Raw genomic sequence first — 14,578 nt, forward strand, 5'->3', positions numbered from 1 at the left:
TTTTATTAAAACAAATATTATTTAGTCTAGTAAAAGGATTATAAATTAAACAGTAAAAATTATGAAAAAGATTACTTTATTGGCAGCGTTATTAGTAGCTGGAATTACAACTGCTAATGCACAAATCAACGTAGAAACTCCAAAATTATCTGAAAAAGTAGGTACTACACCTATTAAAAAAGGAAACTGGATGGTAGGAGCTACTATAGGTAATATTGGATATAACTTTGAGGCAGAAAGTTTTAGTTTTGAAGTAAAACCAACAGCTGCATACTTTATCTCTGATGGTTTCGCAGTAGGAGCTGAAATTGGTGGTGGTCTTCAGACTGTAAAAGATGGTAAAAACATTTGGAGTTATGTAGTTATGCCTTATGGACGTTACTACTTCCCAGAAGGAGCTAGTGCTACAGGTAGATTCTTTGGACAAGGTGGTATCGGAATTAAAGGTGCATCTCAAGATGGAGATACTAAGAACTCATTTGCATTTGATATTAAAGGAGGTTACTCTCACTTCGTATCTCGTAATGTTGCTCTAGAATTAACTGCAGGATATAGCTATAGTAAAGCTAACTTTACTGGTGGAGAGAAATTCTCTGGATTAGGTATTGGATTAGGATTCCAAATTTTCTTAGGAAAAAACTAATCATTTAAGGTGATTAAAATGAATAAAAAAAGCCAGAGCATATTGCTCTGGCTTTTTTGTATATACTATTTCCATCGTTTATGAGACCACAGCCATAAAGTAGGGTTTTTCTGAATACTTCTCTCTAATTCTTTAGTAAAATGAGTTGAAATAAAACCTTGTTCTGTCTGTGTAGCTTCTTTGCAAATAGTACTTATAGATAATTGCCATTTCTTATTGCCAAAAGGTGTTATTTCTCCATATAATACATAGGCATTGAGCTTTCTAGCTATTTGTTCTGCACCTGTATAGATATTAGTCTGTTGGTTTAGGAATGAGAGTTTTATTCCCTTGTTTTTACCAGGAAACTGATCCGCAATAAATACAGTCATAGTACTAGTATCTTTCTCTTTAAGTAATATGCGTAGAGCATGTTGTGAAGGAATAAGACGGATACCATATTTTTGTCTACGATTTTTGATTCTATTATTCCAAAATTTGTTCTTTAAAGGCTTATATAGCGCTTGTACTTGTATGTTAGTAGAGAGTGGGAGTTGCTTTATTAATTCCCAATTTCCATAATGACCAAGTATTAATATTATATTTCTATTTTCTTTTTTAATCTCTTCTAAATTGTCTTTTGTTCCTTGTGTTAGATATAGTAATTGTCTCTTAGAAAATAGTGTTTCAACTAGTATACGACTGAGGTTTCTATAAAAGTGCTTATGATAAAAAGCAACTTCTTGATAAGAAGCATTTGGGAAAGCCCTTGTTATATTTTGAAGGGATACGCTGACTCTGTAATGAAACACCTTGCTTAAGAAAAAACCAATAGAATTATAAATATACTGCATAACTTTTTTTTTGAAGAGCAAATATAGTTGTCTCCCTTTAGGATATTAAAAGTCTTTGACCACTGGTGATACTGGCGTGATTAATGGTTATTATTCCATCGTACTTCTTTAAGTATAAAAGTAGTAAAGGTTAATTCTGATTGCTATATAAAGAAATTCAAATCCAAAGACCATCATATAAGTATACTATTTTATTGTTGTTGCCTAATTTAATTCACTTCGTAAAGTATCTATTGAAACACTTGGTTTATCAGGAAAAATCAAAGGATTCCAATTAGAACATATTTCTTTTACTGATTACATGGCAAAACTACGATCGAAAAGAACAAGTTTTTAGAATAGCTTCCACTTCTTTCCAAAAAGTTCCATTTTATTCCAAAAAGTTCCACTTTTTTCCTATATTTAATTTTTAATTGGCTGATTTTCAATAACAAAAGATATTGATACTATGCGTTTCTTCGGAACCTCTTCGGAATAATTCAGTGTTTCTTCGGAAGGAAGGCCAGTTTTCCGAAGAACTCCAAAAGACTCTCTAATCAACGCCCGAAGAAACCCCTGTTTAATGTTTAGTTTTAGTAGTGCTAATCAGTTTCTTTTGTACAAATATTAAAAAATAAAACAAGTCTCTCTGTTTTGACAGCCTTTTAGGTTTAGTATGAAATAAAAAAGTATTATCGGACACTAATGATATTTTTATACTAACTCTAAATACAATACTACATTTTTTTTAACCAAAATATAATGTTAATTTCGGTATCCTTTATTAAAAATCCTTACTACACATTATTAGAATATTAATTAAAAATCAGATTAAAAATGAAAAAAATTAGTGTAATCATCATGATGATAGCATTATCTATTTCTTCTTGTAGTAGTGATAATGGAAGTGTAGAAGCAGATCCTGGAGAAACAGATCCTATAGAAGAAGTCCCTAGTTCTAAAAACTCTTATGGTTCTTTCTCTGTAAATATGAGAATAGATAATAAGAACGTAACTTATAAATATTGGAATTACTTACCTCGTCATAGAAAAGGCAAGAGTTATAATGATACTTTTATAACAATGACTGATACTGACTTTTTTCCATCAAAAGATGATGCTAAGTATGGCGATTTTCCAGGAGGTCTTTTGACGATTAATATTAATAAACCTGAGCCAGGACTATATACAGTAGTAAGGCCTAGAACTTTTGTTTTAGCCAATGGTAAATTTCCTATTGGTCATGATAGATTAGCTACCGTAGCAATTAGAATAGGAGCTAATAAGAAAAACTACCAAGATGCTAAATATGAGTACATCGGTGATGATTATCTTGTAGACGCTGTAGAAGTAACCCAAGATGAAAAAGGAGTGTTACATTATACAATTAAAAAAGCTATTCCTGTTTCATTTATTGGAGGTGAGCACGGTGAAGGAAATATCGCTGCTCCAAAAGTAGTGACTATCACAGTTGATAATGGGCATTATAAAAAATAAATAGTTTAGTTATACAAAAGGATATTAGATAATATCCTTTTGTATTTTATATAAATATTTCTTAGCAAATCAGATAATTTGATATATTCGTTTCTAAACACCTTTAACTAGAAATATGAAACGAAAACTAATTGCGTTCTCTCTTTTTTTACTTAGCCAAAGTATCTTCAGTCAGAATGAACAGCGTATGTTAGAGCAAGCGAATGTTTGTTTTGATGAATTTAAGCATGCAGCAGAACAGCACAAATCTCTATGGAATATTGATTTATATGGACCCATACTATTAATAGATTCTGAGACAAGAACTATTTATGCTAATGAGGAGGATAAAGAAAATAAATTAAAACCTGAAGGAGGAGTATATATTGGTACCTTACCTAAAAATATTAATATAGCTAATACAGCTATTGAATGGGAAGGCAAGCGATGGGCTATGATTATGTTACCCCTATCTGATAATGTGCAAAATAGAATTAACCTATTGAGCCATGAGTCTTTTCATCGTGTTCAACCAACATTAGGTTTTAAATTAAATAACACAGATAACAACCATTTAGATCAAAAAGAGGGGAGAGTATATCTCCGCTTAGAATTAGAGGCTTTAAAACAAGCTATTCAAGCTCATTCTCTAAAAGAAAGAAACAAGCACCTTACAGCAGCTCTATCTTTTAGAAAATATAGGCAGAGTCTTTACAATGAATCGTCTACAACAGAAAATAATCTAGAATTAAACGAGGGAATTGCGGAGTTTACAGGGTTAATGGTAAGTAATCGTACAAAAAAAGAAACAGCTGACCATGTTTCAAAAGAGATAGATGATTTCTTTAAGAATGCGACTTATATAAGGTCATTCGCCTATCACACTATTCCTGTCTATGGCTATCTGCTTTCACAACAGGATAAAGAGTGGAATAAGAAGATTAATACAACTACTAATCTTACTGACTACTTTATTAAGGTTTGGAATATCCAAATTCCCAACAATCTAGAAAGCACTGTTAATCAATTAAAAAGTAAATATAATGGAGCTTTTATTATAGAACAAGAAGTAGAAAGAGATGTTAAGATTAAAAAGATAATAGCAACATATAAAGCTCAATTCGTCGAAAACCCACATTTTGAAATCAAATTTGAAAAGATGAATATTTCTTTTAATCCCTCTAGTCTTGTAGCGTTAGAAGATAAGGGAACAGTGTATCCAACTATGAGAATAAGTGATAAATGGGGTATTCTTACTGTAGAAAAAGGAGCTCTGATGAGTCCTAATTGGGATCGACTATCTATAACTAACCCTACTAAGGTAGAAGAGAATAAAGTATTCGGAGATGGATGGATATTGGAATTAACTGAACACTATAAGGTAGAACAGAATAAAGATGATTTAAATTATAGATTAGTAAAAAAATAATACATAAAAAGCTCCTTTATAGGAGCTTTTAGTAAACCATATTATATAACTAGAGTGAATTTAAAAAGGCTAGTAAGTCCTCTCTATCTTTCTTATTTAACTGTTTAAATTTATCTTTAGAAGATTGAGCTTCACCACCATGCCAAAGTATTGCTTCTGTAAGGTTTTGAGCTCTGCCATCGTGTAGAAATTGGGTGTGGCCATTTACTAAATACTGAAAACCAATTCCCCATAAAGGTCTTGTTTTCCATTCTTGACCATTAGCTAAGAAGTCTGGACGTCCATCTGCTAGGCCTTCTCCCATATCGTGTAAAAGCATATCTGTGTAGGGATAAAAAGTTTGATTAGCTAATGCTTTAATAGGGCTATTACCAGTCTTTTGTTTTGGTTTATGGCATTTTGCACAGTCAATAGTTTCGAAAATTTGAGCTCCTTTTCGAACTTCTGGATTATCGTGAAAGCGAGAGGCAGGAACGGCTAAGGTTTGAGTATAAAAAGTAACTGCATCAGCCACATCATTAGATATCTCTAGACCGCTATTTAGGCCATCACTACCATTGCTTTGCCCGAAACCTGTTTCTTGTGGGAATATATAATTAGTTATTCCCATATCATTATTAAAAGCCGCTGTACATTGTTCTAGCAATGAAGCTGTATTCGCTTTCCATCCAAAGCGCCCAAGTTTTCGTTGTTTAGTTACTGCATCGAATACATAATTAGCTTTTCCAAATATCCCATCTTTATTACTATCATTGATATCTACATCCGCTAAAATATCTTGCTCAGGTATCGCTTCTAATAATCCCAATCCAAAAACAGGAGAACCAATACGAGGTGAGATCAATATATTACTAGGTACAGGAATGTAGGAATCTTTTAAGCTATAATGTGGTTTGCGCAGTATTACTTTGGTTCCATCAGCTAATACTTCAGTAATATCAGAATAAGTAACATTAAACTTAGCTTCTGGTTTTACGCCAAAGACTGCTTGATTTTGCACTTGCAAACCAAAACCAGGGACAGGGACAGGACCTCCATTCTCTGCTATGCCAGGCAAACTTATACGAAAAAAGAAACCACTTCGTTCATTTAAATCAGATGGAAAGGGAGCTCTTCCATCCTTAGGATGACAAGAGATACACGATGAGTTATTAAATATAGGACCTAAGCCTCCATTGATAGGATTAGGAGGAGTGACATATACAAATTCGAAAATCTGATCTCCTGTAAGATGTAGTGCTAGGTCTGGAGCAGATAAGTTAGGAGCAGGAGTACCATACGCATTACTTGTATTGATAAAAACGGTAGTTTCTCCACCTGCTAATCTTCGCTCATTTAATAGAGGAAGTTCTTCATAGTCCGAGGAATCATTACTAGAACAGGAGGTGAATAGTACTATGAGCAAAAGTGGGAGAGAAGAATATTTCATAACTAGATATTTTAATGAGGTAAGAGCCTATTTATATATAAAATAGACTCTTACCTTACGTTTTTTTGATATAATCTATAATGAATTTATAAAGGGTTTAAGTTTAGATTTTAATAACTTAGTAAGTTCATTAACACTGTTCTGAGCTTTGATTACCTGAGGTCTATTTTTATAAATAGCTTGTGTGAAGGTACCAGGTATAGCCTCTATATCTTTAATAGCTGTTGTAATTGCAGCTTTCACTTCATTATCTAAAGCTTTATTTTTTTCTGCTACTAGAGTTGATAATCCTTTTACTTGTTTATTATACTTTCCTAAGTAAACATTTTCAATTCCTTTAATATTATCAATAAAATCTTGTTTAGAATTATTACTGAAGCGAGATTCTTCTTTTTCAGGGAAAGGAGAACTTCCTTCAGGGTTTAAGGGGTCTTCTATTTTACCAGTTGCTACTTCATCAGATATAGTGATTAGTCCTTCTACTATTTCTTCTAATGCTGCTATTCTTGACGGGTATTTTTTAGATCCCATTCCTGCAGTATTAAAGACAGCGGCATAGTTTCCACCATCTGATTTCCATTCATTATATAGAAACTTAGTATTGTTCTGTAAATCTTCAGAGGCAGCTTTAAGATATTCTTTTTGTCTAGCTGTAATTTGTTCAGCTTTTTTAGCACCATCTTCTCCCCATAATAAAAACTCTATTAGGTGAAAACCTCTTGCTTCATTATTAGAACTAATCAAAGATGGAGTTATTTTTTGATTACTTTTTAGAATATTATTCATCGCTTCTACATCTACAGGCCAAGTATCCATAGCAGGATCAATACCATTAGTTTCAACAGGTCCATAAAGAAAACCTTCAGATAATTCCCATGGTATACGAGTGTCTACCCATGCTTTTTTTGCAAGTTCTAAGTTTTGTTGAGTTGATGTTGTGTTAAAGGTACTAATTGCTTTATCTAACGCTATAGCTTTATTATTTAACTCTTTATATGTCTCGATAATTATATTACCCGTAAGGTCAGTAATGACAGCTGTATGTAATTTATCTTTGCTATCATCTATAGTGGGACTATCATCATTGTTACTACAGTTAGTCATCATAAATGACATCGTGATAAGTCCTAATGTTAAAATTTTGTGTTTCATTTTCATTGTGTTATTTGAGTTAATTAAATTAAAAAGTAAATCCTATTCCAGCAGTAAAGGTGTTTTCTCGCTGTTTTTCACCTGTGTTTAATGAAGTAATAGGGTCAAAGTGATCAGAACCTAATCTTCTAGAAGAGTAATGCGCTTTTAGAACTACCTGAGGGTGTACAAACCAGTTGATACCACCAGTTATAACACTTCTTTCCCATCTAGGTTTACGTACTACTGCACCTTCTGTTTTATACATTGTATCGTAGTACTCATAGCGCATAAAAGGATATAATTGTTGCTTTGTTTTGAAGTTTAGGAAGTGTAAAACTTCATATCCAATATCACCAGAGAAACCAATCATTGACTTCCCGACAGGGGTTCTTTTAACACCTAGATTATTAGATAGATTAGCATTTTTTCTACTTACAATATTTGAGTTTTCAATATTTCCATATAAGAATACAGAACTAAACTTTATGTAGTTTTCATCATAACTCACATGCCCTTCAAAAATGGTCACATAAGCAGAAACATCCATATCTTTTTTAGGTCTATTAGCCGCGGCATCATTGACATAAGCAGCAACTCCAGCAAAGGTATTTTTGTTTTTTCCAAATTTATAGTCTAGACGAGCTGTATAAGCTAAACTATTACCCACAGCCATTTCAAAACGAGTTTGATGTCCTCTTTTTACCCAGTTACGAGAACTAAATCCTGTAGCGTCTAGTCCATTTGTAATTGATACTTCATAACGAAGGCGATCCTTGAGAAAAGTACCATAGAACTGAATACCATTTTCATACCAACCTAATGGCAGTATTTCGTTTTCCATTTCTTGGCGATGAGCTGTAAAGTAGTTAGTGGGTCTGTCTAGATTCTGAGCTAAGTTGAAGTGAAGTTTCATTCGACCTACACGAACATTAAAATAGGGGCGAACTTTAAAGTCTATAAATATTTGTTCTAACTTAACTTCTCCACCTGACTCAATTTCTTTTTCATATTCTCCAAATTCTTCTTGAGTATCTAGTTCAATAGTAGAACCTGTACCACCATGTTCAAATTCAATTTCTGTCTTTAAGCTAATCCAATCATTAAAATGATAACCTAAATACAGATTTAATCTTTCAGCATCAAATTTGTTTTTAATTTGAGGATCAGTATCATATTTACCGTAGTTATAATAGTTAATAGCACCATAGCCACTAAGTGTAAAATTATCCCAACTAAACAACCTTTTTTTATCTTCTTTTAATTCTTTAATAATCTCTTTTTTTAATTCATCCTTTAAGATTTGCCTCTGGATAGAATCATTTTCTTGAGCGTAGGTAAGGGAGCTAGTAAATAGCAGGCAAGCAAGTAGTTTTGTCTTCATTTTATATCTTATAAAGTGAATATTCGTGTTTATTTTTCTTCAAATATATACTTATTTAGATTTATTAAATATTATATATTAATATTTGTTAACGTAATTTTAAAAGTTTTTAGTAATAATTATCTATTTTATCCTATTAATGGTATTAATCAATTATTAAAGAAATATTGTATTAAATAATTAACCACACTATTTTGAATTATTCTTTTTACTTCTAAAAAAAGAAAGGTACTTATGGAAGAGAATTGAATAAAAAAAGCCTCATAGTGAATAAACACTATGAGGCTTTTTCCTAATTAAGGTATTTAAGAAGGATTACTTTATCTTCTCTATAAATTGATTGACCATATTCTCATCTGTAGCCCATGAAGTGATTAGTCTAATAGCAGCATATTCTTGATCTATTGCTTTCCATATATAGAAATCATAGTCTTTACTCAGCTCTTCTATCAGTGCTAAAGGAAGAATAGGGAATAGCTGATTCGTAGTAGAATCTCCTAAGAAATGATATCCTTTTGCTTTAAATGCTTCTGTTAATTTGGTAGCCATTCTATTAGCGTGACTGGCTAAGTCAAAATATAGATTATCTGTAAATAAAGTTTCAAATTGTAATCCTAATAATCTTCCCTTGGCTAGTAAAGCACCTTTCTGCTTTAAATTATAATCAAAATAAGTAGCTAATTCAGTATTTTTAAACACAATAGCCTCACCTAATACCCCGCCATTTTTAGTTGCTCCTATATAAAACACATCTGTTAAATCAGCGATATCTTTTAAGGTAAGGTCGTTATTATCAGCTGTCAATGCGTGTCCTAATCTAGCTCCATCTATAAAAAGGTATAATCCTAACTGCTTACAAATAGAAGAGATGGTAGTTAGTTCTTCTTTAGTATAGATAGTTCCCAGCTCTGTAGAATTAGAAATATACACCATTTTAGGTTCTACCACATGAGGTCTTAATCCATACTCTCCTGCTGTACGTTCTATATCTTGAGCCGTTAGTTTACCATTAGCAGTGGCTACTGGGATTACTTTATGTCCTGTTGCTTCTATAGCCCCTGTCTCATTCGCAAATATATGACCTGTTTGTGGCGCTATAACTGCTTGATGTGTACGTAGGATAGAAGAAATAACTAATAAGTTAGCTTGAGTTCCTCCAGACACGAAGTAGATCTGTGCTTGAGGGTTCTGTATTTTAGCTTGGATTAATTCTTTTGCTCTTAAAGTATAGCCATCATCACCATATCCTGCTTGTTGGATTAGATTAGTCTCTATTATTCTATTTAGTATATTAGGATGCATGCCTTCTGCATAATCATTTTTAAAACTGTACATAATCACTTAGTATTAATTGATACACAAAAATACAGTAGAAATAAATAAAAAAATAGAATGTTCTAAACCTAATAGAATACACTTAACCTCTGTGTTGATTTTTAAACACAGCAGGAGTCACACCATATTTTAATTTAAAGATGCGTATAAAATGACTCTCATCAGAGAAGCCACATTGATAAGCTACTTCAGCTTGACTAATAGGGTGGTATAACAATAAATCGATTGCTTTCTTTAGTTTTTGCTCTCTCACGTATTCTCCAAAACTCATTTTAAAATAAACAGGAAACTTCCTCGATAAATAAACAGGATGCAATTGTAATTCGGTAGCAAGGTAATTTAAGCTTAATACTTCCCATCGCTCTTCATTGACTAGTTCTATCAATTTATTAACCCATAGCGGTTTATGAATATCTAGGTCCTGAGCTTGAAGACGTGTAATCTGACCAAAAGTCTGTAGTAATAAGCCATCTATAGCAAGATTAGTAGCCTGATCAGCTAATTGAGATTCGACATGTATTTTATGAAATAGCGTTTGAAGACTAGGATCTTTTAAGAGTAAGTCTCCTTCTATAAGACTAGGAGACAAATCGTATTTTAAAAACCAAGCTGAAGGTAATTCTACATGTAAGAAATCAAACTCTTTCTGGATATCTTTATTGTAATGAGGTTCTTGACTATGGTGGTATAAGAGTGTATTAGGCTGTAATTCTAAAGTACCTTTTTTAGTTACCTCATTTAAATAGCCATTTATATTGTATAAGAAATAAGCATGCTTGTGATAATGCCATGGAATATGATCAGTAGGAGAGGCATTTGCCTTGCTTAGAATAACATCTTTCACAACGAGTTGTTGTTTCTTTTCTCCAAAGTGTTCTCCTTCTTTTAAATAGTCCATATTTATCTACTTAAGATCTTAAACAAAGATAATAATACTTCTTAAACCCAAATATACGATAGACATATAAAAGAAAAGTAATTTTAAAGATAAGAGCTTGACCTTCATCCTAAAGAATACTATTATCAATAAGGATACAAAAAGAACTTGTAACTTTTGTTTTTCTTAATAGAAAAATAGTAACTTACAATGTATTTATAATAATCAAAAATGAAAGAACTTTTTAAATTCTTTATAGCGATTCTGCTTATATTATATGTTATAATATATCAAATAAGACGTTTAATAAGAAGATCGAAACTAATAAGAAAGAATAACTTAACAAACTTAGGTACATTGATTTATGGTCACCCTGATATAGATAATAGTTTCGATTCCTGCTTAGGTTTAATTGATAATAATAATTTAGTATTAAGTAAAATTTCTAGAGGGAATATAATTCATATAGCTAAAATACCTAAAGAGGGAGTAATTAATATATCTATATTAGATCAATCGACTTTTGAAAATACAGAAACATGGATAAGGCAATCTTATATTTTTGAAAGATATACTATTGCATTTCATAATAAAGTGAAAAATTCATTAGTATATTTAATCATTAAATGGAATGATGGTAAGTTTGACCATGAAACAGTATTTGCGTACAATAATGATAATGCAATGGGTAGTGCTAATAAAGCAAGAAATAATCTTATAAGGGCTTTAAGGTAGATTTACTATTTTAATAAAACTCCCCATATTAAACTTTTATTTTAATATGGGAGATCTTACAAATAGTTTATATTTAATCATGACATTCCATCATCAATAGACTTCCTTTTAAATAATCTATTGTCACTAGTCCATCTTCAGCTACAGAGTTACTACTTCCAGTGCGTTCGCCTAGTAGCAGAGATTCATTATTTAGAGGGTAGAGAAGGTTAGTTGTTGTAATATTACTTACTTCACCTACTGGGATAAGAGAGATAATTGTATCCTTTTCGTACCACTTTTTGAAGTGATTAGGGAGCGGATATATACGTGAGTAGTCATCATACATCGTTATCTTCAGTCTATCTTTGTATTTACAGATATTCGTAATATTTGTGATGGTATGATCTGCTCGTTTACCAGTAGCCCAGATTACATTCGCAGCTGGTATACCACGATTTATAAGGTAGTCAAATGCCTTTTCTAAGTCAGTTGAGTTCTGATCAGCGATATGTACAATCTCTATAGGATACTGTTTTTCTCTATACGCATCTGCATCGAAGTCCCTATCAAAATCACCAAGTAACACATCTACTTTCACACCTAAATCAATTACTCTCTCAATAGCTGAGTCTAGTACAACAACTAGGGGAGACCATTCAAGTAATTGTCCCATAAGTTCTTGGCTACAGGCAGCACCATTAGCAATGATTAAAGCAGGCTCTTGGTCATCTCTGACGATATGATGTGAAGACATATTAGTGAGTTTTAATAAGGCAAATTAAGGTATAATGTAGGATATAGACTCAATTTATTTTAAATTTTTCAAGAAAAGATTGTAGATTTATTTTAACGAATTGTATTCAAAGGCATTCTAATTAAAATAAGTTCATTACTGAATACATAAAAGAGTATCGTTTTATCAAAGTAATAGGATAGGATAAAAATCAAAACTAGATCACAATTTTTTTGATTAACCTAGAGATAATTTTAAAGTTTAAAACCTTCTTTTCTCTTCTTCTATACCTGTATTTCTTATATCATCATCTACTTCTTTTCCCTTTGAGAAATTATAAGAAACGGATACAGAGAATGACCTTGAATTAAATTTATTATAATTGTAATTATATATACCGTTAAAATCATATTCAGTACTAGATCTAAGAGAATTAAATACATCATTAACTCCTGCATGTAAATTGAATGAACGAGATATAGGATAAGATATATTTAGATTTAAAGAATTAATATTCTTATTTTTAGTGTATAGCATTCTGTAAGCCGATGTATAAGAGTAATAAGCGTTTAATTCTATATCTAAAGGTAAATAAAAAGTATTGTTTATACTAAAATCAGCATATAGTGAACTAAACTTTTGAGTTGGTAGCTTGAGCTCTAAGTAAGCACCTGTCAATTTTGTATTGGTTTCCCACCAATCACTGATTTTATAAGGGAAAGAAACAAAGGCATATAGGTCATTTCTATACCCTATATTAGTAGGGCTAGTAATTAAGATTCCATTGGTATTTCGAGGAATTGTCAAAATATTATTTTCTAAATAACGATATCTTAAATCTAATCGTAAATTATTCTTTAAACTATATCCTGTTTGTAAACTGTATATATCTATGGGTTTTAAGTTCTCATTCCCCATATAGGCACTTAAGGGACTACTTTTAATATAAGTGGGATTAAATAGTGAGTAACTCGGTCTTGATACTCGTTGTGAAGCTGAAATATAAAGTTTATTATCCCATACTTTAGTAGAGTAGGAGATATTAGGCAATAGCCTTAAGTTATTATTATTTCCTTCTACAGAGCCATTTGTATAATCATTATAGTTATATTCAGCTCTTAGACCTAAAGATAGTTTAGATTTCTCTTTTATAGGCATAGAGAAAATAGAATAGACAGATAGAATGTACTCCTTTAGAAAAAAATCATTTGAAAAATCTGTATTGGTTATCCATTGTTCATTTTTTAAATCTAAAAAGTGAAAGCCATCCTTATTATCTACTAAAGAAGCTCTGGCTCCTAATGAAAATTCTTTATTATCTTGATACTTCTTTTTCCTTGAAATATTAAAAGCATATATGTCATTATTGGATTTAGAGTTTTGTTGATTTTCTTCTTTTATCAGATTATAATCATTTTGAAAAGAATTCAATTGATAAAAAGGGTTAGTATAATATTTTTTAGCAATATCAATACTTGTATTGAATTTAGAACCTAAACTATCTAAAACATTAGTAAATGATAATGAGAAAGAATGCATCTTATTTATTTGATTAAAATAGGCTTTGGACAGGACTAGAGAGTCAGACTCTATAAGATGTCCAGTAATTTGAGAAGATACTTCACGTTGGTGGTCATGGTCTTGGTCATCTTCAAAGAGATAGAGAAAACTTATACTGCTATTATCGTTGAAGTCATAGTCAGCCCCCAATGTAACATAGTCACTTTTTCTATTTAATTTACTATTTTCTGTATTTGTATAATAAAGTTGACTATTACTTCTTATCTGAGATTCATGTCCTTTTGAACTTGTTTTGTGTCTTGAGTGATAGTAATTTCCAAATACCCTAAGTTGTTCTCTTTTATAGAATAAACTTGCATCAGTAGAATAGCCACCTTTGTCATTATATAGAAGACCTTGTCTTATATTGCCGCTCCAGCCCTCTTTTTGGATAGTCGTAATCTTGATGAGGCTTGTTTTATTGCTTTGAACGCTTCCATCTACTCGATCTATAACTTCGATATTCTCTATTGTTTTAGGATTTATTGTTTCTAAAAAAGTGGAGATTCTACTTTTATCTATTTGAATATCTTTTCCATTTAATTGTATCAGAATATTATCATCTCCCAATACTTTAAGACCATTATTCGTTGATATAGTAGGAGCGTAATTTAAAATTGATATCAAATCAGGCTGATTTTGTAATCGTGTGCCTGACACATTAAGAATAACTCCTGTATCAGTTTGTTTAACAGGTTTTCTTTGACTTGTAATAATAAGTTCATCTAACTCTAGTATTTTTTCAGAAAGGGAAATAATACCTAACGAAATATCACTAGCTACATGGATAGATACTTTATAGTCATTGTAATGAATAGGGACTAGCTCTAGGCTATATAGTCCCTCTTGAATATTTTCAATTGCAAAGTTGCCACTTTCATCAGAAAGTACACTTCTGATTATTGTATCTTGTTTCTTTAGCTTAATAGCACAATTGAAGACAACTTCATTATTATTATCTTTTAATTGCCCTGTAATGCGATATTGTGCCTTACAAGTAAATGCAAAAAACAGAAAAAAGATAAATAAGTTATACTTCATACAAAAATATT

At 31.4% G+C, this 14,578-nt stretch carries 12 protein-coding genes; 4 read left to right on the plus strand and 8 right to left on the minus strand.

Features of this window, described 5'->3' with window-relative positions; genetic code table 11:
* Nucleotides 1-61 precede the first annotated feature (61 nt).
* Nucleotides 62-643 carry an outer membrane beta-barrel protein gene (locus tag BK054_RS14045; RefSeq protein WP_071307376.1) on the plus strand — a complete coding sequence of 194 codons (582 nt, stop codon included), beginning with the start codon at nucleotides 62-64 and terminating at the stop codon, nucleotides 641-643.
* A 65-nt stretch (nucleotides 644-708) separates the two neighbouring features.
* On the opposite strand, the gene BK054_RS14050 is transcribed toward BK054_RS14045, so the two are convergent.
* A complete protein-coding gene (locus BK054_RS14050) occupies nucleotides 709-1,476 on the minus strand; it encodes a lysophospholipid acyltransferase family protein (protein WP_071307377.1) in 768 nt (255 codons plus the stop codon).
* Between the two features lie 816 nt (nucleotides 1,477-2,292).
* Between BK054_RS14050 and BK054_RS14055 the strand changes: the two genes are divergently transcribed.
* Together BK054_RS14055 and BK054_RS14060 are read left to right on the plus strand one after the other, a co-directional pair.
* Nucleotides 2,293-2,952 (plus strand): hypothetical protein, encoded by a 660-nt coding sequence (locus BK054_RS14055; protein ID WP_071307378.1) that lies wholly within the window; start codon nucleotides 2,293-2,295, stop codon nucleotides 2,950-2,952.
* A 115-nt stretch (nucleotides 2,953-3,067) separates the two neighbouring features.
* Nucleotides 3,068-4,360 carry a hypothetical protein gene (locus tag BK054_RS14060; RefSeq protein WP_071307379.1) on the plus strand — a complete coding sequence of 431 codons (1,293 nt, stop codon included), beginning with the start codon at nucleotides 3,068-3,070 and terminating at the stop codon, nucleotides 4,358-4,360.
* Between the two features lie 49 nt (nucleotides 4,361-4,409).
* Here BK054_RS14060 and BK054_RS14065 read toward each other — a convergent pair whose 3' ends face one another.
* From BK054_RS14065 to BK054_RS14085, 5 genes are all read right to left on the minus strand, one after another.
* Entirely contained in the window at nucleotides 4,410-5,789 is a 1,380-nt protein-coding gene (locus BK054_RS14065; protein WP_006263600.1) for a di-heme oxidoredictase family protein, read from the minus strand.
* 75 nt (nucleotides 5,790-5,864) lie between these two features.
* Nucleotides 5,865-6,947 (minus strand): imelysin family protein, encoded by a 1,083-nt coding sequence (locus BK054_RS14070; protein ID WP_006263601.1) that lies wholly within the window; start codon nucleotides 6,945-6,947, stop codon nucleotides 5,865-5,867.
* Between the two features lie 22 nt (nucleotides 6,948-6,969).
* Nucleotides 6,970-8,304 carry a hypothetical protein gene (locus BK054_RS14075; RefSeq protein WP_071307380.1) on the minus strand — a complete coding sequence of 445 codons (1,335 nt, stop codon included), beginning with the start codon at nucleotides 8,302-8,304 and terminating at the stop codon, nucleotides 6,970-6,972.
* Nucleotides 8,305-8,619: 315 nt separating this feature from the next.
* Nucleotides 8,620-9,639, minus strand: coding sequence for a threonine aldolase family protein (locus BK054_RS14080; RefSeq protein WP_071307381.1), 1,020 nt, complete (start codon nucleotides 9,637-9,639; stop codon nucleotides 8,620-8,622).
* 82 nt (nucleotides 9,640-9,721) lie between these two features.
* Nucleotides 9,722-10,537 (minus strand): helix-turn-helix domain-containing protein, encoded by an 816-nt coding sequence (locus tag BK054_RS14085; protein ID WP_071307382.1) that lies wholly within the window; start codon nucleotides 10,535-10,537, stop codon nucleotides 9,722-9,724.
* Between the two features lie 210 nt (nucleotides 10,538-10,747).
* Here BK054_RS14085 and BK054_RS14090 point away from each other — a divergent pair, with 210 nt between their 5' ends.
* Nucleotides 10,748-11,251 (plus strand): hypothetical protein, encoded by a 504-nt coding sequence (locus BK054_RS14090; RefSeq protein WP_006265316.1) that lies wholly within the window; start codon nucleotides 10,748-10,750, stop codon nucleotides 11,249-11,251.
* A 73-nt stretch (nucleotides 11,252-11,324) separates the two neighbouring features.
* On the opposite strand, the gene BK054_RS14095 is transcribed toward BK054_RS14090, so the two are convergent.
* Both BK054_RS14095 and BK054_RS14100 read right to left on the minus strand, forming a co-directional pair.
* Nucleotides 11,325-11,987: a thiamine diphosphokinase gene (locus tag BK054_RS14095; RefSeq protein ID WP_071307383.1), complete on the minus strand. Its 663-nt coding sequence runs from the start codon at nucleotides 11,985-11,987 to the stop codon at nucleotides 11,325-11,327.
* A 240-nt stretch (nucleotides 11,988-12,227) separates the two neighbouring features.
* Nucleotides 12,228-14,567 carry an outer membrane beta-barrel family protein gene (locus BK054_RS14100; RefSeq protein WP_071307384.1) on the minus strand — a complete coding sequence of 780 codons (2,340 nt, stop codon included), beginning with the start codon at nucleotides 14,565-14,567 and terminating at the stop codon, nucleotides 12,228-12,230.
* Between the last annotated feature and the right edge of the window lie 11 nt (nucleotides 14,568-14,578).

The organism is Myroides sp. ZB35 (assembly GCF_001865835.1).
Lineage (GTDB): Bacteria > Bacteroidota > Bacteroidia > Flavobacteriales > Flavobacteriaceae > Flavobacterium > Flavobacterium odoratimimum.

Coding starts and splice junctions, on each gene's coding strand:
- BK054_RS14065 (WP_006263600.1), bottom strand. CDS start 5,789: ATGAAATATTCTTCTCTCCCACTTTTGCTCATAGTACTATTCACCTCC.
- BK054_RS14075 (WP_071307380.1), bottom strand. CDS start 8,304: ATGAAGACAAAACTACTTGCTTGCCTGCTATTTACTAGCTCCCTTACC.
- BK054_RS14095 (WP_071307383.1), bottom strand. CDS start 11,987: ATGTCTTCACATCATATCGTCAGAGATGACCAAGAGCCTGCTTTAATC.
- BK054_RS14045 (WP_071307376.1), top strand. CDS start 62: ATGAAAAAGATTACTTTATTGGCAGCGTTATTAGTAGCTGGAATTACA.
- BK054_RS14050 (WP_071307377.1), bottom strand. CDS start 1,476: ATGCAGTATATTTATAATTCTATTGGTTTTTTCTTAAGCAAGGTGTTT.
- BK054_RS14090 (WP_006265316.1), top strand. CDS start 10,748: ATGAAAGAACTTTTTAAATTCTTTATAGCGATTCTGCTTATATTATAT.
- BK054_RS14080 (WP_071307381.1), bottom strand. CDS start 9,639: ATGTACAGTTTTAAAAATGATTATGCAGAAGGCATGCATCCTAATATA.
- BK054_RS14060 (WP_071307379.1), top strand. CDS start 3,068: ATGAAACGAAAACTAATTGCGTTCTCTCTTTTTTTACTTAGCCAAAGT.
- BK054_RS14085 (WP_071307382.1), bottom strand. CDS start 10,537: ATGGACTATTTAAAAGAAGGAGAACACTTTGGAGAAAAGAAACAACAA.
- BK054_RS14070 (WP_006263601.1), bottom strand. CDS start 6,947: ATGAAAATGAAACACAAAATTTTAACATTAGGACTTATCACGATGTCA.
- BK054_RS14100 (WP_071307384.1), bottom strand. CDS start 14,567: ATGAAGTATAACTTATTTATCTTTTTTCTGTTTTTTGCATTTACTTGT.
- BK054_RS14055 (WP_071307378.1), top strand. CDS start 2,293: ATGAAAAAAATTAGTGTAATCATCATGATGATAGCATTATCTATTTCT.